Annotated in this window: 17 protein-coding genes and 1 other annotated feature; of the genes, 5 read left to right on the top strand and 12 right to left on the bottom strand. The window is 40.0% G+C overall.

The annotated features are described in order from the left end of the window. Positions 1-31 precede the first annotated feature (31 nt). The 8 genes from ASC42_RS00690 to ASC42_RS00725 form a co-directional block, all read right to left on the bottom strand. Entirely contained in the window at positions 32-1,102 is a 1,071-nt protein-coding gene (locus ASC42_RS00690; RefSeq protein WP_209424204.1) for a branched-chain amino acid ABC transporter permease, read from the bottom strand. Between the two features lie 3 nt (positions 1,103-1,105). After that, the gene (locus ASC42_RS00695; RefSeq protein WP_003398014.1) at positions 1,106-1,990 is read right to left on the bottom strand and encodes a branched-chain amino acid ABC transporter permease; all 885 of its coding nucleotides are present in this window, start codon (positions 1,988-1,990) and stop codon (positions 1,106-1,108) included. After that, positions 1,991-3,901 carry an AMP-binding protein gene (locus ASC42_RS00700; protein WP_055440103.1) on the bottom strand — a complete coding sequence of 637 codons (1,911 nt, stop codon included), beginning with the start codon at positions 3,899-3,901 and terminating at the stop codon, positions 1,991-1,993. Between the two features lie 12 nt (positions 3,902-3,913). Further along, complete coding sequence (locus tag ASC42_RS00705) at positions 3,914-4,684, bottom strand: ABC transporter ATP-binding protein (protein WP_055440104.1); 771 nt, start codon at positions 4,682-4,684, stop codon at positions 3,914-3,916. 227 nt (positions 4,685-4,911) lie between these two features. Continuing rightward, positions 4,912-6,486 carry an acyl-CoA synthetase MbcS gene (gene mbcS / locus ASC42_RS00710; protein ID WP_055440105.1) on the bottom strand — a complete coding sequence of 525 codons (1,575 nt, stop codon included), beginning with the start codon at positions 6,484-6,486 and terminating at the stop codon, positions 4,912-4,914. A 138-nt stretch (positions 6,487-6,624) separates the two neighbouring features. Further along, complete coding sequence (locus ASC42_RS00715; RefSeq protein WP_006320794.1) at positions 6,625-6,816, bottom strand: alpha/beta-type small acid-soluble spore protein; 192 nt, start codon at positions 6,814-6,816, stop codon at positions 6,625-6,627. A gap of 61 nt (positions 6,817-6,877) precedes the next feature. Beyond that, the gene (thiI, locus tag ASC42_RS00720) at positions 6,878-8,071 is read right to left on the bottom strand and encodes a tRNA uracil 4-sulfurtransferase ThiI (protein ID WP_055440106.1); all 1,194 of its coding nucleotides are present in this window, start codon (positions 8,069-8,071) and stop codon (positions 6,878-6,880) included. Further along, the gene (locus ASC42_RS00725) at positions 8,068-9,219 is read right to left on the bottom strand and encodes a cysteine desulfurase family protein (protein ID WP_055440107.1); all 1,152 of its coding nucleotides are present in this window, start codon (positions 9,217-9,219) and stop codon (positions 8,068-8,070) included. Before ASC42_RS00725 ends, thiI begins: the two co-directional genes overlap by 4 nt. Before the next feature lie 177 nt (positions 9,220-9,396). Between ASC42_RS00725 and brnQ the strand changes: the two genes are divergently transcribed. Further along, positions 9,397-10,725: a branched-chain amino acid transport system II carrier protein gene (brnQ, locus tag ASC42_RS00730; protein WP_055440108.1), complete on the top strand. Its 1,329-nt coding sequence runs from the start codon at positions 9,397-9,399 to the stop codon at positions 10,723-10,725. Positions 10,726-10,746: 21 nt separating this feature from the next. On the opposite strand, the gene ezrA is transcribed toward brnQ, so the two are convergent. Further along, positions 10,747-12,438: a septation ring formation regulator EzrA gene (gene ezrA / locus ASC42_RS00735; RefSeq protein WP_055440109.1), complete on the bottom strand. Its 1,692-nt coding sequence runs from the start codon at positions 12,436-12,438 to the stop codon at positions 10,747-10,749. Positions 12,439-12,601: 163 nt separating this feature from the next. On the opposite strand from ezrA, the gene hisJ reads away from it, so the two are divergent. Together hisJ and ASC42_RS00745 are read left to right on the top strand one after the other, a co-directional pair. Continuing rightward, positions 12,602-13,390 (top strand): histidinol-phosphatase HisJ, encoded by a 789-nt coding sequence (hisJ, locus tag ASC42_RS00740; RefSeq protein WP_032100395.1) that lies wholly within the window; start codon positions 12,602-12,604, stop codon positions 13,388-13,390. A 13-nt stretch (positions 13,391-13,403) separates the two neighbouring features. Next, complete coding sequence (locus ASC42_RS00745) at positions 13,404-13,889, top strand: GAF domain-containing protein (RefSeq protein WP_055440110.1); 486 nt, start codon at positions 13,404-13,406, stop codon at positions 13,887-13,889. A 29-nt stretch (positions 13,890-13,918) separates the two neighbouring features. Here ASC42_RS00745 and ASC42_RS00750 read toward each other — a convergent pair whose 3' ends face one another. Continuing rightward, positions 13,919-15,775, bottom strand: a complete 1,857-nt coding sequence (locus ASC42_RS00750; RefSeq protein WP_082435651.1) for a sensor domain-containing diguanylate cyclase — start codon at positions 15,773-15,775, stop codon at positions 13,919-13,921. A 372-nt stretch (positions 15,776-16,147) separates the two neighbouring features. Here ASC42_RS00750 and rpsD point away from each other — a divergent pair, with 372 nt between their 5' ends. Beyond that, complete coding sequence (rpsD, locus tag ASC42_RS00755; RefSeq protein ID WP_055440111.1) at positions 16,148-16,750, top strand: 30S ribosomal protein S4; 603 nt, start codon at positions 16,148-16,150, stop codon at positions 16,748-16,750. A gap of 34 nt (positions 16,751-16,784) precedes the next feature. On the opposite strand, the gene tyrS is transcribed toward rpsD, so the two are convergent. Further along, positions 16,785-18,044, bottom strand: a complete 1,260-nt coding sequence (gene tyrS / locus ASC42_RS00760; RefSeq protein WP_055440112.1) for a tyrosine--tRNA ligase — start codon at positions 18,042-18,044, stop codon at positions 16,785-16,787. 50 nt (positions 18,045-18,094) lie between these two features. Next, positions 18,095-18,319 (bottom strand) — a binding site (T-box leader). A gap of 138 nt (positions 18,320-18,457) precedes the next feature. Here tyrS and ASC42_RS00765 point away from each other — a divergent pair. Further along, entirely contained in the window at positions 18,458-21,244 is a 2,787-nt protein-coding gene (locus ASC42_RS00765; protein ID WP_055440113.1) for a transglycosylase domain-containing protein, read from the top strand. Positions 21,245-21,270: 26 nt separating this feature from the next. On the opposite strand, the gene acsA is transcribed toward ASC42_RS00765, so the two are convergent. Beyond that, positions 21,271-22,989, bottom strand: a complete 1,719-nt coding sequence (gene acsA / locus ASC42_RS00770) for an acetate--CoA ligase (RefSeq protein ID WP_055440183.1) — start codon at positions 22,987-22,989, stop codon at positions 21,271-21,273. Between the last annotated feature and the right edge of the window lie 149 nt (positions 22,990-23,138).

Raw genomic sequence — 23,138 nt, forward strand, 5'->3', positions numbered from 1 at the left:
ATTGTATATAAAGCGGATATTCCGCTTCATATTACTTCGTATAAGAAAATGGCCAGAGACGGAAATAATTTTTTATATTTAACCAAATTTTATTTAATCCATCTGGCTCATACACGAGAAATAAAATGATCACAACTCCGAAGACAACCTCTTTCATACCGACAAGTACGCCTTCTAATCCAGGAAACGTACCGCTTAATAAATCAACAACACTTCGTAAAACAACGGGCATAAGCGTAATAAACACTGCTCCATACAACGATCCAAACACACTTCCTAAACCACCGACTAAAATCATCGCCAAGTATTCAATTGAAACAGAAATACTATAAAGTTCTGGGCTGACAATCATCGTGTAATGTCCAAGAAGCGCTCCAGCAATACCAACAAAAAACGAGCTAACGAAAAAGGCGAGCACTTTATATTTAAACAAATCAATGCCCATCACTTCCGCTGCAATATCGCGGTCTCGTACTGCAATGAATGCGCGTCCGACACGGGTACGAAATAAATTAAGTGAAAAAACCATAGTGATAAGTAAAACAGCAAACATTAAGTAGTAATAGCTCGTTTCACTCATGAACGTAAACGAACCGATTTGTGGACGGCTTAATACGAGCCCTGCTGTACCACCTGTTAACGAATCCCAACGTGAAATGACAAACAAAATAATCACTTGCGCTGCTAACGTCGCAATCGCTAAATATAGCCCTTTTAAGCGCAATGATGGAATCCCAAACAAAGCACCGACAAGCGCTGTGATGAGTCCAGCAAGCGGGAAGGCAATCCAAAAGCTAAAACCTAACTTGGTCGTCAAAATGGCTGACGTATATCCACCCACTCCTAAAAATGCGCCAACCCCTATTGAAATTTGACCAGTAAATCCTGTCAAAATATTCAATCCGATTGCTCCGATAGCTGCAATACCACATAATGTGGCCAAACCGACTACATAGTCTGTCGCAACCATAGGAAAAAGTGCAAATAATGCTACAACAGCAAAAATACGCCAACGAACGCGAGCAATTTTCCAAATCGCCATATCTTGCTTATAATCAACATGAAATTCCCCACATTGCATCACAAACGGATTTCGCACCATTTCTCACACCCTTTCGATTTCTTTCTTTCCAAATAGTCCGTAAGGTTTAACCATTAAAATGATGACGAGGATGACAAACGGGATCACTTCTTTCAAACCACCGCCGACAAGCGGGTCTAAATATCCTCCTGTCATACTTTCGATGATACCGATTAAAATGCCGCCAATAATCGCTCCAGGGATGCTGTCAAGCCCACCTAAAATGGCAACTGGCAACACTTTCAATCCGATGAGCGAAAGGGAGGAGTTGACTCCGTTAATATTACCTAATAGCACCCCGCCAACTGCTGATACGATTGCAGCAATCGCCCATGCAATCGCAAAAATCGTTTTAACGCTAATCCCCATAGATAAAGCGGCTTGTTGATCATCTGCTGTTGCTCGCATCGCAATACCGAAACGTGAATACTTGAAAAATAACGTGAAAATGATGAGCCAAATCATCACAATCACAAATGACCATGCGTATACAGGAGCGATAATCACCTCTCCAAACTGTAGTGGCTTCTCCGAAAAGACCGGTGGATATACGCGCGTTTCATGCCCCCAAATGATATGCACAATCCCTGCAAGTACACTCGATAATCCAATCGTCGCCATGATCATAGAAATGACTGGTTTTCCAATGAAAGGACGCAACACGACTTTCTCTACGCTCCAACCAAGCAATGCACTAAACGCTAAAGCGAGCAATAATGCAGCAATAAACGGAACATTATAGCTAGCAACAAGCGTTAAACAAACGTACGTCCCGATAAGTAAAAATTCACCTTGGGCAAAATTAATGGCATCACTCGATTTGTAAATGAGCACAAAACCGAGCGCAACAAGCGCATATACGCTCCCAACGACGATACCCGTTACAAGCATTTGTAAGAAAAAAGCCATTTATGCTGCTCCCTCCCCTTCATCAATCGAAACGATTTTTAACGTCGTTTTAATAACTTGCTCTTTGCCATCACGGTATTTAATTGTTCCTTCTACGGCAACATGATCCGTTTCTGAATACATGCCTTCAATAAGTGACGCATATTTTTTCGCAATAAATTGACGACGTACTTTCTTCGTTCTTGTCAATTCTTCATCGTCTGCGTCAAGTTCTTTATAGAGCAATACAAATTTTTTCACACGCGCTTTTTCTGGCAACGATTGATTAATTTCATTCACTTGTTCTTGAATGAGCTGAATAACTTCCTGTTTCGCTGAGAGATCGGAATAAGTTGTATAAACGAGTTGATTTTTTTCGGCCCATCTCCCAACGTTCGCCATATCAATGTTAATAATGGCAACGACGTATGGACGATCGCGTCCGATGGCAACGGCTTCTTGAATATATGGACTAAATTTCAATTTATTTTCAATGAATTGCGGTGAAAACATCTCACCCGTTTGCAAACGAATGACATCTTTTAAACGATCGATCACATACAAATGACCCGATTCATCTAAATAACCAGCATCGCCCGTATGCAGCCATCCATCCTCAATCGTTTCTTTTGTCGCTTTTTCATTTTTATAGTAGCCACAACATACACTTGGGCTTTTTAACAAAATTTCACCCTGCTCAGAAATTTTCACCTCTGTTTCTGGGATTGGCATGCCAACACTATCCACTTTAATATCTCCATCGCGATGAACAATCGCAATACCTGATACTTCTGTTTGACCATAAATGCTTTTCACATTCACGCCAATGCTATGAAAAAAGCGAAATACATCTGGGCCTAATGGAGCCCCACCTGTATATGCGCGCTTTAAACGCAACAAACCAAAATGGTCTCGAATGGCACTAAACACGAAATAATCTGCAAGTTTATACAAACATTTCGTCCAAAATGAAACATCGCTTTTCGTAAAATGAGCTTCTGCTACTTTTTCGCCAATCGGCTTACACCATTCATACATTTTTCGTTTCAACCAACTCGCATCTTGAATGCGCACTTGAAACTTTGAGACAATGTCTTCATAAATGCGCGGTGGTGAAAACATCACATGCGGTCCAATTTCTCGTAAATTTTCAAATACTGTTGAAGGTTCTTCTGGGAAGTTCACAACTATGTTGCAGTGGAATGCCATTGAAATGGTCATCATTTGTTCGCCTATCCAAGCGAGTGGTAAAAATGAAAGGTATTCGTCTTGTTCGTCAAGTGGATCGATTTTTGCGAGGTTCTTTGCCATTTCAAATAAATTGCGATAAGAAAGTTCCGTTCCTTTTGGATTTCCGGTCGTTCCAGATGTATAAGATAAAATGGCAATGTCATCGTAACACCCTTTTTGTACTTCATTATCAAAATATGTCGGATACATTTGTTCAAATTGTCGACCGAGCGCTTGCACGTCTTGGAAGTATAATAGCTTATCGTTCTTGTAGTTTCGCATACCACGTGGATCGTAGTAAATGACATGTTGTACTTTTGACAGTTGCTGTTCAATTTCTAGCACCTTATCAACTTGTTCTTGATCTTCAACAACAACGAACTTTGCATCGCAATTGTCGATAATGTACGCTAGTTCGTTTGGTAACGATTCTTGATAAATACCAACTGAAATTCCTCCTAAACTCTGGGCCGCTAGTTGACTAAATACCCACTCTGGTCGATTATCACCAATGATCGCAAGCTTATCACCGCGCTGAAAACCGAGCGAAGCAAGTCCTAATGCGAACGCTTTCACTTGTTCGTAATAATCCCCGTACGTATATTCGTTCCAAATGCCGTAATCTTTTTCGCGCAATGCGACTTGATTTGTTTTTTGTCGCGCACGAGCGGTTAATAGCTGTGGAAACGTCATTTGTTCCATAAAACTCCCCCTTTACACCGCATGTTCTTCTCCTAAATACGCTTCAATGACGCGCGGATTTGTTTGCACTTCTTTTGGCGTTCCGTACGCGATCAATTTTCCAAAATCTAATACAGCAATATGATTAGATAAATCCATGACAACGCCCATATCATGCTCAATTAAAATAATCGTCGTCTTTTTTTCTTCGTGAATATCAATAATATACCGTGCCATATCTTCTTTTTCTTCATTGTTCATGCCAGCCATCGGTTCGTCAAGCAATAATAAATCAGGCTCCATTGCTAATGCCCGACCGACTTCCACCCGTTTTTGTAAACCGTAAGACAACGTTCCAACTGGCACGTTGCGCACATGTTCAAGCTCCAAAAAGTCGATTACTTCCTCAACTTTATAACGATGCTCTACTTCTTCTTTTTGTGCTCTCCCCCAATACAATCCACCTGCCAGCACTCCCGTTTTCATGCGCACATGTCTACCGAGCATAAGATTGTCCAAAACGGATAAATGAGGAAACAATTCGATGTTTTGAAACGCGCGCGCAATGCCTAAAGCAGCACGTTTATGTGGTTTAATATGCGTAATGCGTTCCCCTTTGAAGAAAATATCTCCTTCTGTTGGTTTGTACAAACCGCTAATGCAATTCAACATACTCGTTTTTCCAGCTCCATTTGGGCCGATGAGTGAAAAAATTTCTCCTTCTTTCACTTCAAAAGAAACAGCATCAAGCGCTAACACACCACCGAAACGAATAGATACATTTTGTACGTTTAATATGCCCACTTTCTCCCCCCCTTTTTTTCTCTATTTCTCTCTTTCGATAACACTTTATGGACGTTTTCTCCTCTTTATGCCTTGACAAAGTCGAAAAACAAAAATGTAAGCGTTATCAAAAAAAGAGTTTTAAAAAAACATTTCTTAATTTTAAGAAAATTCTAAAAAGAATAGTACACAAATTTTTGTTATTCGTCAAGCTTTTTTCCGCCCCGATTGAATCGGAGCGGAACATTTTATTTTTGTATCGCCTTCATTTCACGTTCACGTAATTCAACGCGACGAATTTTTCCAGAAGTCGTTTTTGGTAAATCATCAACAAATTCAATTTTGCGCGGATATTTATATGGCGCCGTTAGTTGTTTCACGTGCTCTTGAAGTTGCGGAATTAAGTTTGGATCATCTTTATCAACCCCTTCCCGCAACACAATAAACGCTTTCACAACATGGCCTCGAATTTCATCTGGGCTAGCGACAACGGCACATTCTTTCACGAATGGATGTTTTACTAGCGCATCTTCTACCTCAAACGGACCAATCGTATAGCCCGAGCTAATAATAATATCATCACCGCGACCTTCAAACCAAAAATACCCTTCTTCATCTTTTTTCGCTTTATCACCCGTAATGTAATATTCACCGCGGAACTGCATCGCTGTGCGTTCTGGGTCTTTATAATAACACTTAAATAAAGCTGGCGTTTCGACATGTACAGCAATATCTCCGACTTCACCAACCGCACACGGCTCACCAAATTCATTAATAATTTCAACGCGATTGCCCGGTGTCGGTTTCCCCATCGATCCTGGTTTCATTTTCATTCCTTTCATAACTCCAACAAGTAGCGTATTTTCTGTTTGTCCATATCCATCGCGAACTTGCACACCAAAATAACGTTCAAACGTATCAATCACTTCACGGTTTAACGGTTCACCAGCAGATACAGCGCTATGCAAGTGCGGCAACTTGTATTGAGAAATCGTCGAAACTTTAGCCATAAGACGATATTCTGTTGGCGTGCAACAAAGTACGTTAATGTTATATTTCTCTAATAACTGTAAATATTTTTCTGGTTCAAAACGTCCGTAATATACAAAACCTGTCGCTCCACATCCAAGCGTTGATAAAAACGGGCTCCATACCCATTTTTGCCATCCCGGGCTCGCTGTCGCCCAAACAAGATCTCCTTCTTCGATGCAAAGCCAATTTTTTGCTGCTGTTCGCAAATGCGCATATGCCCAAGCATGTGTATGGACAACCCCTTTCGGATTGCCGGTCGTTCCCGATGTATACGATAAAAATGCCATATCCTCTCGAGACGTCTCTACAGCGACAAATGTATCACTTTGCTTCGCCATTTCATCGTGCAAATCGAGCCAGCGCTCAGTCGAACCGCCGACTGAAAATGTTATAACATTTTCCATCCCCTCAATAGGGATAAATTGCTCAATATACGGAAAATAAGCAACAACTCCTTTCACTTCCCCATGAGAAATTCGATACTGCAAATCTTTTGTGCGCAACATTTCAGAACTTGGAATGACCACAAGTCCTGCTTTTAGCGCCCCAATATACACCGCATATGCCTCTAACAACCGCGGGAGCATCACAAGAACCTTGTCCCCTTTTTGCAACCCATGACTAACGAAAGCGTTTGCAATTTTATTCGCCTGTTTCATTAACTCGGCATATGTAAGCTCTTTCGTTTCCCCCACTTCACTTTCCCATTTTAACGCTATCCGGTTTGGATCATGTGCGTACTTTTCAAATTCACTTGTCAAATTGTACTTTTCTGGTGCAATTAAATTCATTTTCCTCTCCCCCTTACCGTTATAATACAGAAAAATTATACAAAAAAATCAAACGTTTTTGTATAACTTTTCTAAAAATTTTTAAAAAATAAAAAACTCGGTAGAACGAACTACCGAGTTTGTCGCCTAACATAACATTTATTTTTGGCTACCTAATTGCTGTTCTGCCATTTTCACGAGACGTTTCGTAATCTCGCCACCAACAGAGCCGTTTGCTCGTGCAGTTGTATCGGGACCTAACTGCACGCCAAACTCTTGAGCGATTTCATATTTCATTTGATCAATCGCTTGTTGTACACCAGGGACGAGCAATCGATTTCGATTTGCCATTCGTTTTCACCCCCTTGTACCTATAGGTTGTGCAAAACAAATGGACTTCATACACATTCTCTTAAAAGAGATCATCCATCGGTTGATCGGGTTTCAACGTAATCGTTTCGACGCGAGCAACAGTTTCCGCGATCATCTCATCTAAAGGTAAAAACTTCTCATATTGAATAATTTTTTCTTTTTTCGGTTTCGTTTTTGGTGCTTTTGGCGTAAAAATTGTACAACAATCTTCATATGGTCGAATGGAAATATGATGTGTCCCTATTCGCTCAGCAATTGAAATAATTTCCGTTTTATCCATCGAAACAAGCGGGCGAAGAATAGGTGTCGTTGTTACATCATTGACAACAACCATACTTTCAAGTGTTTGACTAGCCACTTGTCCTAAACTTTCTCCCGTCACGATCGCCAGTCCATTTTGTTTTTTACGAATCTCATCTGTGATGCGCAACATCGCGCGGCGCGTTGAAATAAGCGAATAATTTTCAGGTACTTGTTTATAAATGGCTTGTTGCAGCTCGGTAAACGGCACGATATGAAGACGAATCGCTCCGCCAAATTCCGTCAAACGTTGCGCTAAGTCAATCACTTTTTGTTTCGCCCGCTCGCTTGTAAACGGTGGGCTAAAAAAGTGGACAGCTTCAATTTGCAATCCGCGCTTCATTGCTAAGTATCCAGCTACAGGGCTGTCGATTCCGCCTGAAAGCATCAACATCGCCTTTCCACTTGTTCCAACAGGTAAGCCACCTGCTCCTGGTACATCGTATGCAGTAATGTATGTTCCTTCTTTCCGCACTTCAACACGAATGTCAATATCTGGACGGTGAACATCAACTTTTAAGCCCGTTGTATTTTTCAACACATAACTGCCCAGCTCATAGTTTAATTCATTTGTTGTAACATGGAATTGTTTATCTGCTCTTCTAGCCGATATTTTAAACGTTTTCCCTTCATATGGGAATTGTTTCAAAAAAAATAGTGTCGCTTCTTTTATCTTTTGTAAGTCACTCTCCGTTTTTAACGCTAAACTTAACGATTGAATACCGAACACTTCTTGTAATTTTTCGATAACAGGTTGCGGTGGTGTATGATGTAGGCGAATATACATCCGATCACGCAATGCTTCAATTTGAATATCAGGGAAATGTTGTAGTTTTTTTGCTATATTTCTTTTTAAACATCTCACAAATTGCAAACGGTTTTTTCCTTTTGTCGACATTTCACCGTAACGAATTACAATATGATCGTACGTCATTTCGTTCCCCTCGCTACTATTTTTAATCGTTCATATGCTTTCTCAATGGCTTCAACAATAATTGGAACATGCTCGATTTGTTGTTCATACGATAAGCTTATACGAATCGAACGCTCTGCCCGTGTTTTTTCAATTCCCATTGCTAACAATGTTTTACTTGGCGCTTTTTTACGAGACGAACAAGCTGATGTCGTTGATACATACATATGTTGTTTTTCCAGTTCGTGAACAAACGTCTCTGATTTTATTCCTTCTAAAGAAAAATGAATAATGTGTGGAGCAGATTGCTCTAACGGCGTGTGGACAGAAATGCCTTCAATCGTTTGTAAACGTCCGATGATCGCTCGTTTTATTTCCACGAGTCGAGCATATGATTCGCGATACTTTTCAATAGATAATCGTAATGCTTTCGCCATCGCAACAATGGCAGCAACATTTTCAGTTCCCGAACGCAATTGCATTTCTTGTTCTCCCCCTGACAAAAGGGGCGAAAGACGCACGCCTTCGCGAACGTATAAAACTCCTGCTCCTTTTAGCCCATGAAATTTATGAGCTGACATCGTGTATAAATCCACATTTGCACGTTTTAAATGAAGTGGCAGTTTCGCCGCACCTTGTACCCCATCAACATGAAACAACACTTTTGGATATTTTTTTAACATCGCACCAATCTGTTCAATTGGTTGAATAGAACCTACTTCGTTATTTACGTGCATAACCGAAACAAGAATAGTATCATCACGCAACGCTTGTTCAATATGTGCTACCGACACGATACCACGTTCGTCAACAGGCACATATGTAACTTGAAAGCCGAATTGTTCAAGCTGTTTGCATGCTTCAATGACAGACGGATGTTCAATCGCTGTTGTAATGATGTGGCGACCGCGTTGTTGATGTTGCCAAGCCACACCTTTAATGGCCAAATTGTTTCCTTCTGTCCCTCCAGATGTAAAAATCACTTCTGACGGTTTCACCTCGAGCAAACGTGCAATTTGCTCTCTTGCTTGCGTGAGCAATCGCTCTGCCTGCATGCCTAATCCATGTAGTGAAGACGGATTTCCGAAATAATGGGTCGCTACTTTTATGAAAGATTGTAGTACCTCTGGAAATGGTTTTGTTGTGGCGCTATTATCTAAATACATCATCGCCCTTGCCTCCATTACGTTCGTATACAAACAGCCTTCTTATATTATCACATCTTTATTCAAAAAAGGAATAATCAAAGAATATTTTAAAGATTGAAACTTTTGATAAAAACGACAAAATTTTTATTTTCTATGGTAGTATATAGGCTGGTACGGAGACAACAAAGGAGGATCAGCATGTCGAAAAAAGATTTAATCGCTGTTGGTTTTATGTTATTTGCTTTATTTTTTGGTGCTGGTAATATGATTTTTCCTCCTGCTCTCGGACAGGCGGCAGGGGAAAACGTATGGGTTGCGATTGCAGGCTTTTTAATAACCGGCGTTGGATTACCTGTATTAGCGGTCAGCGCCATCGCAAGAACAGGAAGCGATTTGCAACAATTAGCTAGCCGGGTTCATCCTGTATTTGGTGTCATTTTCACAGCTGTCATGTATTTAGCGATCGGTCCATTTTTTGGCATTCCACGAACAGGTACGGTATCGTTTGAAATTGGAGTGACACCGTTTTTACCTGAAACAACTGATCGGTCGACGATGTTAGCGGTGTATACTGTTGCTTATTTTGGCATATCGCTTTGGTTAGCATTAAACCCATCGAAATTAGTTGATCGAATCGGAAAATTGTTAACACCATTTTTACTTATCGGTCTTACGTTATTTTTTATTAAAAGTATATGGACCCCTATGGGCACAATCCAAAAACCAACGGATATCTATGCACACGCTCCACTATTTAAAGGATTTATTGATGGATATTTAACGATGGATGCCATTGCGGCACTCGTTTTTGGTATTATCGTCATTCAAGCGATTCAACAAAAAGGAATTACACATACGAAACAACTAACTAAACTTTGTATTCAAGCTGGTTTTATTGCTGCTTCCGGACTGACGCTCGTTTATTTATCGCTCGCTTTCATTGGCGCATCGAGTGTACAGGCGATCGGCTACCGCAATAACGGCGGAGAAATTATTAGTCAAGCCGCCACTTATTTATTCGGACAAGCCGGTACAGTCATTTTATCGATCATTATTATGCTAGCATGCTTAACAACGTCTGTCGGTTTATTATCATCATGCGCAAGTTATTTTTCGAAAATTTCGCCAAAACTTTCTTATCGAACACTTGTCATCGTGATGAGCGGCTTCAGTGCGGTAATTGCAAATGTCGGTTTAACAAAACTCATTTCATTATCGATTCCTGTTCTTATTATCATTTATCCGCTGGCCATTACTCTTGTCGTTTTATCCTTTTTACATGACTATTTTGGCGGCAAACAAACCGTTTATATCGGAGCGATGGTTGGCACATCCCTTGTTAGCATCGTGGATGGACTAAAAACAGCAGGATTTGACGTAGCAGCGGCTTTACATGTATATGAAAAAACATTACCGCTCTTTGAACAAGGAATCGGATGGCTCACACCAGCGCTCATCGGTGGGGTGATTGGTTTATTATTTAACAAAACAAATCATGTTGCACGTACCGAAAAAAAAGCAAGTTAAAAACGAGTGAAGGAAGCTCCTTCACTCGTTTTCTCTTAACCACTCACGAATACGTTCAAATGCTCCTTCCTCTACTTGCTCTACCGCAACAATAGCTTTTTGCAAAGCTAGTTCGTATTCGTATCGACGAAATAGTTGTTCTGCTTCTTCTAGTCCTGCATTCACCGCATGAAAACGGCGACGATAGCGGTTGCCGTATTGAATGACTCTTTCTGCTAGTTGGGCTTGTTCAATCATTTCTTTTGTTTGATCACATACATTTTCTACAAAAACAATCGCCTCATCCAATGCTTGATGAACAGCTTCCATATTTAACGGTTTTCCATCTAGCGTAAGCGATACACGCGTTAAACTTTCACGCGCCTCACTTACTTGTAGCATATAAGATTCTGGCAAGCCAGGGAGCTTGCTTTTTTTCACCAGTCGCATCGCTTCCGACAATTGTTTTTTCATTTCTGTCAACTTCTCACGTGCCGCTAACTCATCTTTACGCAATGCATATAAATGTTCACGAAATTGAACATGTTTTTCTTTCACGGTAGCAATTTGCGCCAAAATTTCCTCTAACTCTTCGCGAATAAGCGAATAAGCTAAACGTTCTTCAATCATTTTCGTTTGAATTAACATAAATCGTTTCGTTAACTGTTGCACTTGTTTTTCAATTTGGCGATATTTATCAAGATCATTTTGCGATAAATGGTAGCTTTGCTGTACAAACAATGTTTCATCGCGCGTTTCTTTCGTTTCTTCTTCTAACTCATAAAGCGTTTGCTCAATTTTTTCTGTTTCCTCATGAACAAAACGTTCCGCATATACTTCTTTTTCTAATAAATCGTACAGCGTATCCACATCTTCTTGCACTTCACGAAGCAGTTTTTCTGCTTCATCCACAGCCAACGTTTCTAACAATGTAAGCACTTCGGATACTTTTCCACGGATGGCTTCCACTTCTTTTTCTACAGGAAGATGGTCAAGTACATATCCTTTTTCTATCAACTCGCGATATCCCTCAATCATATTATCTAATTGTGCTGGAATTTCAACTTGCGCATCGCTTAACAAAAGCGGAATGTGTTCAATAAAACGATTTAATTCATTCAGTTCGTTTTGAATGAGTAATACGACTTCACGAGCCGCTAAATAATTCCCTTCCGTTGTTAACTGTTCAAATGTTTGAAATTGTTGATGAAGGGCATTTAATCGTGCCTCAAGTGCAGCTTCTGTGCGACCAAATGTATGGCGTTGGGTAAGCATCGCTTTTTTGACTTGGCGATACTTCTCTTTAAATTGCTCAATTTCCTCACGATTTTTTTCTTCACTTCCGACTAATTCTTGTAACTCTAACAAGATGCGTTGAATATTTCCTTCAATATCCTTTAACTGTTGCTCTGTTTGATGTAAAGCTTCTTTCGCTTTCATAAACCGATATTTGACAACCGCTTCTTCAATATCAAACAACTTTTCTTCTATGTTTGGCAGTTGCACTGCAACGATATCGTCCCATTCATTTCTCCATTTCTCAAACAGCTGCTCTGTTTCCCCCATCATATTTAACGATTTAATTTTTGACAGTTCCTCAGGTACAGGGCGATTCATTAAAGAAATTTTCCATTGTTCTAATTGATCGATTTGTTTATATAAACGTTTTCGGTACACATATGTATATGTTAGTCCTCCGATGACGAGGAGCGCACTAATCGCTACAAATTCCATAATGGGCCTCCTTGTTGTCAAGCTTTCTTTTTTTATGGAGAAGGCATTTTCTTTTCAATGATTTTATGATACCATGTTAGCAACATTTTTTGAGCAAAAATTTTAATTTTTTTCCTAAAAACCGTGATTTTTGTCGAACTTTGCGCCTAAAGAGGTGAACAATGTGCGTGATGGACATATTCATACACCGTTTTGTCCTCATGGAAGCGATGATGCGTTGCATACATACATCGAAACAGCCATTTCGCTTGGCTATACAGATATTTCATTTACTGAGCACGCACCGCTTCCGAAAGGATTTATAGACCCAACCCCTTATCAAGATAGCGCGATGAAAGAAGAACAACTAGCATCATACGTATCAATTTTGCAGTCATTAAAAAAACAGTACGAAAGACATATTCGTATCCGCATCGGATTAGAAGTTGATTTTATCGTCGGATACGAACAAAAAACGAAAGAATTTTTAAATGAAATTGGTCCACAATTAGACGACAGCATTTTGTCTGTTCATTTTTTACTCCTTGACGATCGATACATGTGTATCGATTATAGCGAAGAAATGTTTGGCGACATCATTGCCGCTTTTCATTCTATTGAACGAGTATATGATGCATATTACAAAACCGTTTTAGCTTCCGTCGTTGCTGATTTAGGGGCATACAAACCAAAACGAATCGGTCACCTTACGCTTATTCACAAGTTTCAACGCGCCTATCCGTGTGAGTATGATGAAGGAAAAATGATTGCGCACATTCTGGATGAAATGAAAAATCGGCAATTAGAACTCGATTATAACGGGGCTGGTGTAGTAAAACCACTATGTTTAGAGCCATACCCACCTCATTGGGTTGTAAAAGAAGCAGTCAAACGTGGTATTCCTCTCGTGTATGGCTCAGATGCCCACTCGGTTGCCGGCCTTCACCAAGGAGTCGAACATATGTTGATGTAGAGGAGTGAAAAATATGTTTCATGCACAAACATACAAAGGGACAAGAGAAGAGAATTATACACTTGTCATCGAACAATTAAAAGCGTTAATTTCGGATGAAACAAATGTTGTAGCGAACTTAGCGAATGCTTCCGCTTTATTGAATTACTTTTTACACGATATTAATTGGGTTGGTTTTTATATAGCTGAAGGAAATGAACTCGTGCTTGGACCATTCCAAGGATTGCCAGCTTGCGTGCGCATTCCATTCGGCAAAGGGGTATGCGGAACAGCCGCCGCTGAAAGACGAACGATACGCGTTGCGGATATTCATACGTTTCCAGGTCACATCACATGTGATGCAGCATCTCAATCTGAAATTGTCATTCCAATGATGAAAGATAGTCGTGTCATTGGGGTACTTGATATTGACAGCCCAATAAAAAATCGTTTTGATGAGATAGATGAACAACACTTACAACGTTTTGTTGAAACGCTCGTTCACTATCTCAACATGTAAAAAAGAGGCCCATACAAGCTGGCCTCTTTTTAATATTCTTGCACAACAACGCGGTTTTTTCCTGTCCGTTTTGCGGTATATAACGCCTCATCTGCACGATTAAATAGCTCCTTTACAGAATCTGCGCGATTTTTCTTCCAATACGATACGCCACAGGAAATGGTCACAGGGGGATTTGTTAACTCACGAACTTTTTGTACTAAACGGTTTGCAATAGATAAACCCGCATTGATGGACACTTTTGGTAAATAAATGGCGAGTTCTTCTCCTCCCCATCGAGCCCCAATATCATTTTGGCGAATGTTTGCTTTAATAATATTCGCTACTTGAATAATAATTTCATCGCCTACTTGATGTCCGTACGTATCGTTTATTTTTTTGAAATTATCAATGTCTATTAAAATAAATGTACCTAGACCGTCCTCTTCCATCGAACGTTGAATGCGTTCATCTAAATAATGTCGTGCGTATAAATTTGTTAATCGGTCTGTAATGACCATTCGTTCGAGTTCTTCGCGCAACGCTGCGTTCGTAAATGCCAATGTCGAATGATGAATAAGCGACTGCAACAATTTAAACATATCAAATGAAAAATGATATGCTTCTTGATGTAAAACAATCGCTACACCTTTCATCATCCCACGCATCATCGGTACAGCCATCAACGAACGAAACCGTTTCGTATAGTTGCTATGAATTTTTACATCACCTAAAAATAACGTATCACGCGGATGTTGGATGCGATGAAAAACGAAATCAACATATGGCTTTGCTTCACGTGATTGGAAAAAATTTGTGCTACCCGGAAGTACTTTTCGCTCTTTTTCTTGCAAAATAATAAAGCCAACTTCCTGTGCATCAAACGATGTTTTAATTTTTTCAATCATAAATTGTAGTGCATCTTGGAAGCGTAAATTTGTATTTAAGTGGTGAATCGTTTCATTAATGAGTTGTAAATCAGCAATTAATCGTTTCGATTGTTCATATAATTTTGCATTTTCTAATGCGCTACCAGCTGTATTTGCCAATAAGGAAATGAAACGCATTTCTCGTTCTGGGAGCTCCATGATCGTCGGCGCAATCATTTCAATGACACCGTAAATCCCTTGTGCCCCTTTAATCGGAGCATAAATGACAGACTTTTTATGAACGAGCGAATCGTGAAGTTGGATTTGTCCCGTCACATACGCCTGCATCGCACCCATGTGCTCATCTTCATTTTCAAACGTCAGTAGTTTAATCGGCAAGTCACGATCCGTCGTGCTATCATAAGATAAAAACAAGTGGCATGTAAACGTCGGATACACTTCTTTTAACGTTTTTACAATTTCTTCAAGCACATCTCCAATATTCATCGATGCATGAATTTTTGTTGCCGCCCGATGTAACTGTTCATATCTTTTTTCTTCGCTTAACACTTCGAACACTTTACGAATGCGAGCAAACACTTTTAAAAAATCACGTTTTATTTGTTTGATAAACGCTTTCGGCAACATATCTCGTTCATGCAGCTGAAAACGAACAAGTCCGCATGAATCTTCTGAAAAATGTATACCAAATTGAACCGTTTTGATTTCGTTACCACTATCCAAAATCACAACATCATCAAATTGTTTTTTCAACTGATCATTAAACGGAATGATGTGTTTCTCTCGATGCTGTTCAATCGTTCGGTCTGTCGTCATTTCAGGTTCAAAAACATGCTTAAACGGGTTCAACGTGTAAAACGTAACATCTAATAAATGAAATTCGTGTTTCAGTAGGGCAATCAGTGCTTGAATCATGCGAGGTAAATCCGTAAAATCTTCTTCACTTAAAAACCAATCAAAAAACTTTTGCTTAAATATTGCATATTGATCGCGTTCTTGAACGTTCATTTTTTTCACTCACCCGCACGTACTTCCTCTCTTTATATGTATTAACCATATAAATAAAAAAATGATAGTTTCTGTAATATTTCTGAAACTGAGGACCTATTGATTATATCATACCATAATCCTTATGATAAAGACTATACAAAAATTATTGACTCAGACGCAAAAAAAAACTATAATAGCCTTTGTGTAAAATATTGCAGCCTTTGTGCTCACATTTGTATGTCCATTTTGTTCCCCATAGAGAGCATCATTCTCTCATCGGAGGTTGTATCGTGTAACTCTCAGCTGCTAGGGCGAGGATACATGAAAACAAAATGGCGATAAATGGTGAGGCACGACTGTTTTTATTTTACCAAAAATAAAAACAAAGGAGGAGCATTTATGGCTCGTTATACAGGTCCAACATGGAAAATTTCTCGTCGCCTTGGTATTTCATTAAGCGGCACAGGTAAAGAATTACAAAAACGTCCTTACCCACCAGGTCAACATGGCCCAGGACAACGCAAAAAACTATCTGAATATGGCATGCAGCTTCAAGAGAAGCAAAAACTTCGCCATATGTACGGTGTAAACGAACGTCAATTCCGTAAAACGTTCGAAGAAGCAGGTAAAATGCATGGTAAACATGGTGAAAACTTTATGATCTTACTTGAGTCTCGTTTAGATAACCTTGTTTACCGTCTAGGTTTCGCGCGTACTCGCCGTCAAGCTCGTCAATTAGTCAACCATGGTCACATTTTAGTGGATGGCAGCCGCGTTGATATTCCATCTTACCGTGTAAAACCAGGTCAAACGATTTCTGTTCGCGAAAAGTCTCGCAACCTTCAAATTATTAAAGAAGCGCTTGAAGTGAACAACTTCGTACCTGACTATTTAACACTTGACGCAGACAAATTAGAAGGTACTTATACTCGTTTCCCTGAACGTTCTGAATTGCCTGCTGAAATTAACGAAGCGTTAATCGTTGAGTTCTACTCTCGTTAATAAAAAACCTCTCTGCTATAAGCAGAGAGGTTTTTTATGCATAACGAATTAAGTAATACTTCTTCTTACCGCGACGAATAATTGTAAATCGACCTTCCATGCGATCTTCTTCTGTCATCATCTTACTTACATCTTGTACACGCTCACCATTTACGTAAATAGCCCCATTTGTGACGTCCTCACGCGCTTGGCGCTTCGATGGGCAAATACCGCTTGCAACGAGCAAATCAATAAGTGCTACTTCCTTTTCATGACATACATACGATGGTACATCTTTAAAACCTTGTTCAATTTCATTTGCTGTTAGTTTGGATACGTCCCCGCTAAAGAGTGCTTCAGAAATGTTGATCGCCTGCTTCAATGCTTCCTCTCCATGAACAAGGCGTGTCATTTCCGCAGCTAACGCCTTTTGGGCTGCACGCTTTTCCGGGGCTTCAGCCGTTTGTTTTTCCAATTCGAGAATTTCTTCATGCGATAAAAACGTAAAATATTTTAAATATTTTACAACATCGCGATCATCTGTATTAATCCAAAATTGATAAAATTCATATGGTGACGTTTTATCAGCATCAAGCCATACCGCTCCTCCTTCCGTTTTACCAAATTTCGTTCCATCTGCTTTTGTTACGAGTGGGACAGTTAACCCGAACACTTTGGCATCTTCTTCTGTTTTCCGAATGAGCTCTAATCCAGCTGTAATGTTCCCCCATTGATCACTACCGCCTACTTGCAACTTACATCCATACATTTCATACAGCTTTAAAAAGTCATACGCCTGCAAAATCATATAACTAAATTCTGTAAATGAAATACCCGTTTCTAATCGCGACTGTACAGATTCTTTCGCAAGCATGTAGTTAATACCAAAGTTTTTCCCGACATCACGCAAAAACGTAATAACATCAAGCGAGCCAATCCATTCGTAGTTATTTGCGATAATGGCTGGATTATTGTCATTGTCAAAGTCTAAAAAACGACTTAACTGTTGTTTAATTCGCTCACTGTAATATGCAACAGTTTCTTTTTCGTTCAGTTTTCGCTCTGCTTTTTTCCCGCTCGGATCCCCGATGAGTCCCGTTGCTCCTCCAACGAGCGCAATCGGTTGGTGCCCTGTTTGTTGAAAACGACGCAACATTAAAATCGGGAGAAGATGCCCAATATGTAAACTATCTGCTGTTGGATCAAAACCGCAATATACTTTTACACTTTCTCCTGCTAACAGCGCTTTTAACCCATCTTCATCCGTCACTTGATTAATTAAACCACGAAATTGTAAGTCTTGAAGTAAATCCATCTCAGCCATCCTTTCTTTTTTCAATTCAAATAAAAAACTCGCCCTTCACACGAAGGGACGAGTTTCATCGCGGTACCACCCTACTTAGAGAACGGACATGTTCTCTCACTTCATTGACATAACGGTCTACACCGTCTTTTGCTACTTTCGCACAAGCGGTTCGCAAAAGATGCTCACGGAGGTAATTCATGCTCACCTATGCGCTAGTTCGCACCAACCACTAGCTCTCTGTTCGCAGGGAGATAAGCACTACTCATTCCGCTCATCGCTCGACTATTTACATATTAGCATACTCTCTTTTATCATAAATCATAAACCATTGTCAAGATCTTCAAACAAATTTAGACATTCCCCGATACGAACAGACAAATTATGATATAATAATGAAAATACAATACGGATGGGAGGTCACCATGTCAGAAAAACAAGTCCGATTCTCATGGCAAAAACTATGGCGTCATTTTACAATTACATACGAGGTCATTTGGAATGTATGTTTAATTATATTGATTGTCAGTTTATGTGCGTTCAGTTTTGCCTTCGGTGTCGGTGCAGGATATTTCGCCTCACTTGTGAAAGATGTCAAACCGATTCCGTACAAAGAGATGAAAAAAGATATTTATAACTATGAAGAAACAACACATATTTACTTCGCTAATCGCGAGTATCTCGGCTATTTTCGTTCAGATTTAGAACGTGACGAAGTCAAACTTTCACAAGTTTCCCCTTATTTCATTCAAGCGGTCATCGCAACAGAAGACGAACATTTTTATGAGCATAAAGGGGTTGTACCAAAAGCTATTATACGTGCCATTTTTCAAGAAGCAACAAACTCCTCCATGCGTAGCGGAGGAAGTACGTTAACACAGCAACTTGTAAAAAATCAAATTTTAACAAGCGAAGTGTCATTTGAACGAAAAGCAAAAGAAGTGTTGTTTGCTTTACGCCTTGAGAAGTTTTTTTCGAAAGATGAAATTTTAGAAGCATATATTAACGTTGTGCCGTTTGGACGAAACGCATCAGGACGAAATATTGCCGGCGTTCAAGCTGCTGCCAAAGGCGTTTTCGGCATCGATGCGAAGGAACTAAAGTTGCCACAAGCGGCTTTTTTAGCAGGATTACCACAAAGTCCGTTTCGCTATACACCGTTTACAAGCGAAGGGGAGTTGAAAAACGATTTATCCCCAGCGCTAAATCGGATGAAAACTGTATTATCGCGTATGAAAAAAGCGGGATACATTTCGGAAGACGAATATAAAGAAGCGCTAGCGTACGACGTTACAAAAGATTTTGTGTCTTCCTTACCTTCTCCTGTTGAAAAGTATCCGTGGCTCACGTTTGAAATCGAACGACGTGCAAAAGATATTTTTATTGATCTATTATCAAAAAAAGACGGATATGAACGACAAGATGTGCGCTCAAACGATCAACTATATAAAGAATATGCTGAGAAAGCAGAAAAGCAACTACGCCAAAATGGTTATACAATTTATACAACCATTGATAAAAACATATATGAGCGAATGCAAGCAATTGTTGAAAAATATCCGTACTTCGGAAGCGATACGGTCGTGCGCAAAAAGGATGAAAAAACAGGACAAATCATTTCCGTTCGTCAACCGGTAGAGGTGGGGGCTATGCTAATCGAAAACAAAACGGGTCGAATCATTAGCTTTGTCGGTGGACGAGATTATAAACGGGAACAACTCAATCACGCAACACAAGCGTATCGTTCAAACGGTTCAACGATGAAGCCGCTTCTTGTTTATGCACCAGCAATGGAAATGGGTATCGTTCAACCTGGATCTGTTATTCCGGATGTCGATTTGGAAATCCCAACGCAACAAGGCCCGTACCGTCCGAAAAATGCAGATGGAAAAACGCATGGCTTAACATCGGTTCGCCATGCGCTAAAAAAATCGTATAACATTCCTGCTATTCGGACATATGCGCGCATCATCGATCAACGACCCATTTCATACTTGGAAAAAATGGGTTTTACAAGCTTAACAACAGGAGATGGAAGCAACTTGTCGCTTGCGCTTGGCGGTTTAACAAAAGGGGTAACGATTGAAGAAAATGTAAACGCATATGCTACGTTTGCGAATGGTGGAAAGTTCATCGACGCGTATTTAATTGAAAAAATTGTCGATAAAAATGGAAATGTCGTATACGAGCATGAAACAAAGCCAGTAGAAGTATTTTCGCCACAAACAGCCTATTTAACAATTGATATGATGCGTGACGTCATTCGTTCTGGCACAGCAGCTTTCTTAAATGGCAAACTAAAATTTTCAGCCGATTGGGCAGGAAAAACAGGAACGAGCCAAAATACGAAAGATGCTTGGTTTGTCGCAACAAATCCACATGTCACGTTCGGCACTTGGATGGGATACGATACACCAAAGCCTCTAGAAAAGAGCTATAAAGGATTGTCATATTCCCAAAGAAATTTATTGCTATGGGCACAGTTAATGAACGGGGCATATGATATTCGTCCAGAACTTATTGCACCAAAAGAGCGGTTCCACATGCCAGGCGGAATTGTTAAACGTTCGTATTGCGCTATTTCTGGATTGCTCCCATCGGAAACTTGTAAACGATTCGGACTTATAGAAAGTGACTTGTTTAATGCCGCATTTGTACCGAAAAAAGAAGACTCGTATTTAGTGAGTGGAACTTTCGTTGAACTAAACGGAGAACGATACGTAGCCTTACCGACAACACCAAAAGAATTGACAAAAGAAGGCATAATGATCAGCACTTCGTTACTTGAACAATGGGGAATTCAACATATAAAGGATATGAGCAAATTGCTTCCACAAAATGATCAATGGAAGCATGTATTTGTCGCAAAAACGCTTCAAGAAAACGGAAAAAAGCCAGATCCGCTAGCTGTACATCAAAAAGAAAATACGCTCGTTTGGAGCGAACATCACGAACAAGATGTCATTGGATATCGTGTATACTATACAGCATCAGAAACAGCTCCATTTCAAGTCATGGCAACGATACGCAAAGGAGAACAAAAAAGCGTACCGTTAAGACAAGGTATGTATTACGTTACTGCTGTCGATATTGCTGGATTGGAATCGAATCCGTCAAATATCGTTCGTATGCTTCCTGCTTCATCACCTGGGCAATCAACAAATGGAGAAACGACAGAAACACAAACAGAAGAACAGCCATCAACCAATTAAAAAAAATCGGGCATAGCCCGATTTTTTTAATCTTCCATTGTTGATAAGTCGCCTGTCGGTAAGTTTAGTTCCCAAGCTTTCAAGACGCGACGCATAATTTTTCCGCTTCTCGTTTTTGGCAATTTATCGCGAAACTCGATTTCACGTGGTGCGGCATGCGCAGCTAAACCTTTTTTTACAAAGTTGCGAATATCCTCTTTTAGCTCTTCAGATGGCTCGTACCCTTCACGTAAAGCAACAAACGCTTTAATAATTTCACCGCGTACCGGATCCGGCTTTCCGATGACACCAGCTTCTGCAACAGCCGGATGTTCAACGAGCTTGCTTTCTACTTCAAATGGACCAACGCGCTCCCCTGCTGTCATAATGACATCATCAATCCGACCTTGAAACCAGAAGTATCCGTCTTCGTCCATATATGCCGAATCACCAGAAACATACCAATCACCAGGTAAAAAGTATGATTCGTATTTTTGTGGATTGTTCCAAATCGCGCGCATCATCGACGGCCAACCTTTTTTAATCGCCAAATTCCCCATGCGATATGGCGGTAACTCATTTCCTTGATCGTCAACGATCGCTGCTTTAACCCCTGGGATCGGTTTCCCCATTGATCCAGGTTTAATTTCCATACACGGATAGTTGCAAATGAGTTGCGCTCCTGTTTCTGTCATCCACCATGTATCATGAATGCGACGATTAAATACCTTCATTCCCCAGCGCACAACTTCTGGATTGAGCGGTTCACCGACGCTTAAAATATGGCGAAGTGAACGTAAATCAAATTTTTTCACAAGCTCGTCCCCAGCACCCATTAACATGCGGAATGCTGTCGGTGCACTATACCATACCGTTACACCATAGTCTTCAATCGTTTTATACCACGCCTCAGGATTAAAGCGACCGCCGACAATGACGTTAGATGCTCCGCAAAGCCATGGACCGAAAATACCGTATGATGTTCCAGTCACCCAACCTGGATCGGCTGTGCACCAATATACATCATCTTCTTTTAAGTCTAATACCCATTTGGCCGTTTGATAATGTTGGATCATGGCGTTATGCACATGTAATACACCTTTTGGTTTTCCTGTCGATCCAGATGTATAGTGTAAAATGAGCCCATCTTCACGTCCGACCCATTCCATATTAAAATGTTTGCTTGCTGCGTTCATTCGTTTTTTCAAATCAAAAAACGGACCTTCTTCTTTAATGTCATCGCCAACTAAAAATACGTATTTTAATGCTGGCAATTCATTTACAGGTACACGCGGTAAAAGTTCAGGAGTCGTAATAATAACTTTTGCCTCGCTATCTTCTAAACGGTCACGGACTGCGCCTTCCATGAACGCTTCGAAAAGAGGCCCAACAATTGCCCCAAGTTTAATCGCACCAAGCACAGAGAAGTATAGTTCAGGCGAGCGAGGCATAAAAATAAAGACGCGGTCACCTTTTTCTACATCGGCCACTTCTTTTAATACGTTGGCTACTTTGTTTGAGAACTCTTTCATTTCTTTAAATGTGTACTTTTCTTCTCTCGTCGCATCGCGATAATACAAGGCTACTTTGTTTTTTCGAAACGTTTCTACATGGCGATCAATCGCTTCATAAGCCATGTTTACTTTACCCGTTTCATACCACGAAAAATGTTTTTCTGTTTCGGACCAGTCAAACGTTTGATACGTTTCTTCATAGTTTTTCAAGTTGAAATCCCCTTGAATGACTGGTAGCGTTTCCACTTTAATCATCCCAAACTCCCCCTTGTTTGAAGTGTTTACATTCGTATTATATTATACTATAAACAAATTCTCAATTTTTAAAAAATTTTCATTTATGTTTATTGTGAAAACGATTTAATTTTTATTTTTTTATGTATAATTGAATTGAGATTATT

This window comes from Anoxybacillus suryakundensis (assembly GCF_001418025.1).
Lineage (GTDB): Bacteria > Bacillota > Bacilli > Bacillales > Anoxybacillaceae > Anoxybacillus > Anoxybacillus tengchongensis.

Excerpts from the sequence above, each read along its gene's own strand:
- ASC42_RS00690 (WP_209424204.1), bottom strand. The coding sequence starts at position 1,102 with ATGGTGCGAAATCCGTTTGTGATGCAATGTGGGGAATTTCATGTTGAT.
- ASC42_RS00695 (WP_003398014.1), bottom strand. The coding sequence starts at position 1,990 with ATGGCTTTTTTCTTACAAATGCTTGTAACGGGTATCGTCGTTGGGAGC.
- ASC42_RS00700 (WP_055440103.1), bottom strand. The coding sequence starts at position 3,901 with ATGGAACAAATGACGTTTCCACAGCTATTAACCGCTCGTGCGCGACAA.
- mbcS (WP_055440105.1), bottom strand. The coding sequence starts at position 6,486 with ATGAATTTAATTGCACCAGAAAAGTACAATTTGACAAGTGAATTTGAA.
- ASC42_RS00715 (WP_006320794.1), bottom strand. The coding sequence starts at position 6,816 with ATGGCAAATCGAAATCGATTGCTCGTCCCTGGTGTACAACAAGCGATT.
- thiI (WP_055440106.1), bottom strand. The coding sequence starts at position 8,071 with ATGACGTACGATCATATTGTAATTCGTTACGGTGAAATGTCGACAAAA.
- ASC42_RS00725 (WP_055440107.1), bottom strand. The coding sequence starts at position 9,219 with ATGATGTATTTAGATAATAGCGCCACAACAAAACCATTTCCAGAGGTA.
- brnQ (WP_055440108.1), top strand. The coding sequence starts at position 9,397 with ATGTCGAAAAAAGATTTAATCGCTGTTGGTTTTATGTTATTTGCTTTA.
- ezrA (WP_055440109.1), bottom strand. The coding sequence starts at position 12,438 with ATGGAATTTGTAGCGATTAGTGCGCTCCTCGTCATCGGAGGACTAACA.
- ASC42_RS00745 (WP_055440110.1), top strand. The coding sequence starts at position 13,404 with ATGTTTCATGCACAAACATACAAAGGGACAAGAGAAGAGAATTATACA.
- rpsD (WP_055440111.1), top strand. The coding sequence starts at position 16,148 with ATGGCTCGTTATACAGGTCCAACATGGAAAATTTCTCGTCGCCTTGGT.
- tyrS (WP_055440112.1), bottom strand. The coding sequence starts at position 18,044 with ATGGATTTACTTCAAGACTTACAATTTCGTGGTTTAATTAATCAAGTG.
- ASC42_RS00765 (WP_055440113.1), top strand. The coding sequence starts at position 18,458 with ATGTCAGAAAAACAAGTCCGATTCTCATGGCAAAAACTATGGCGTCAT.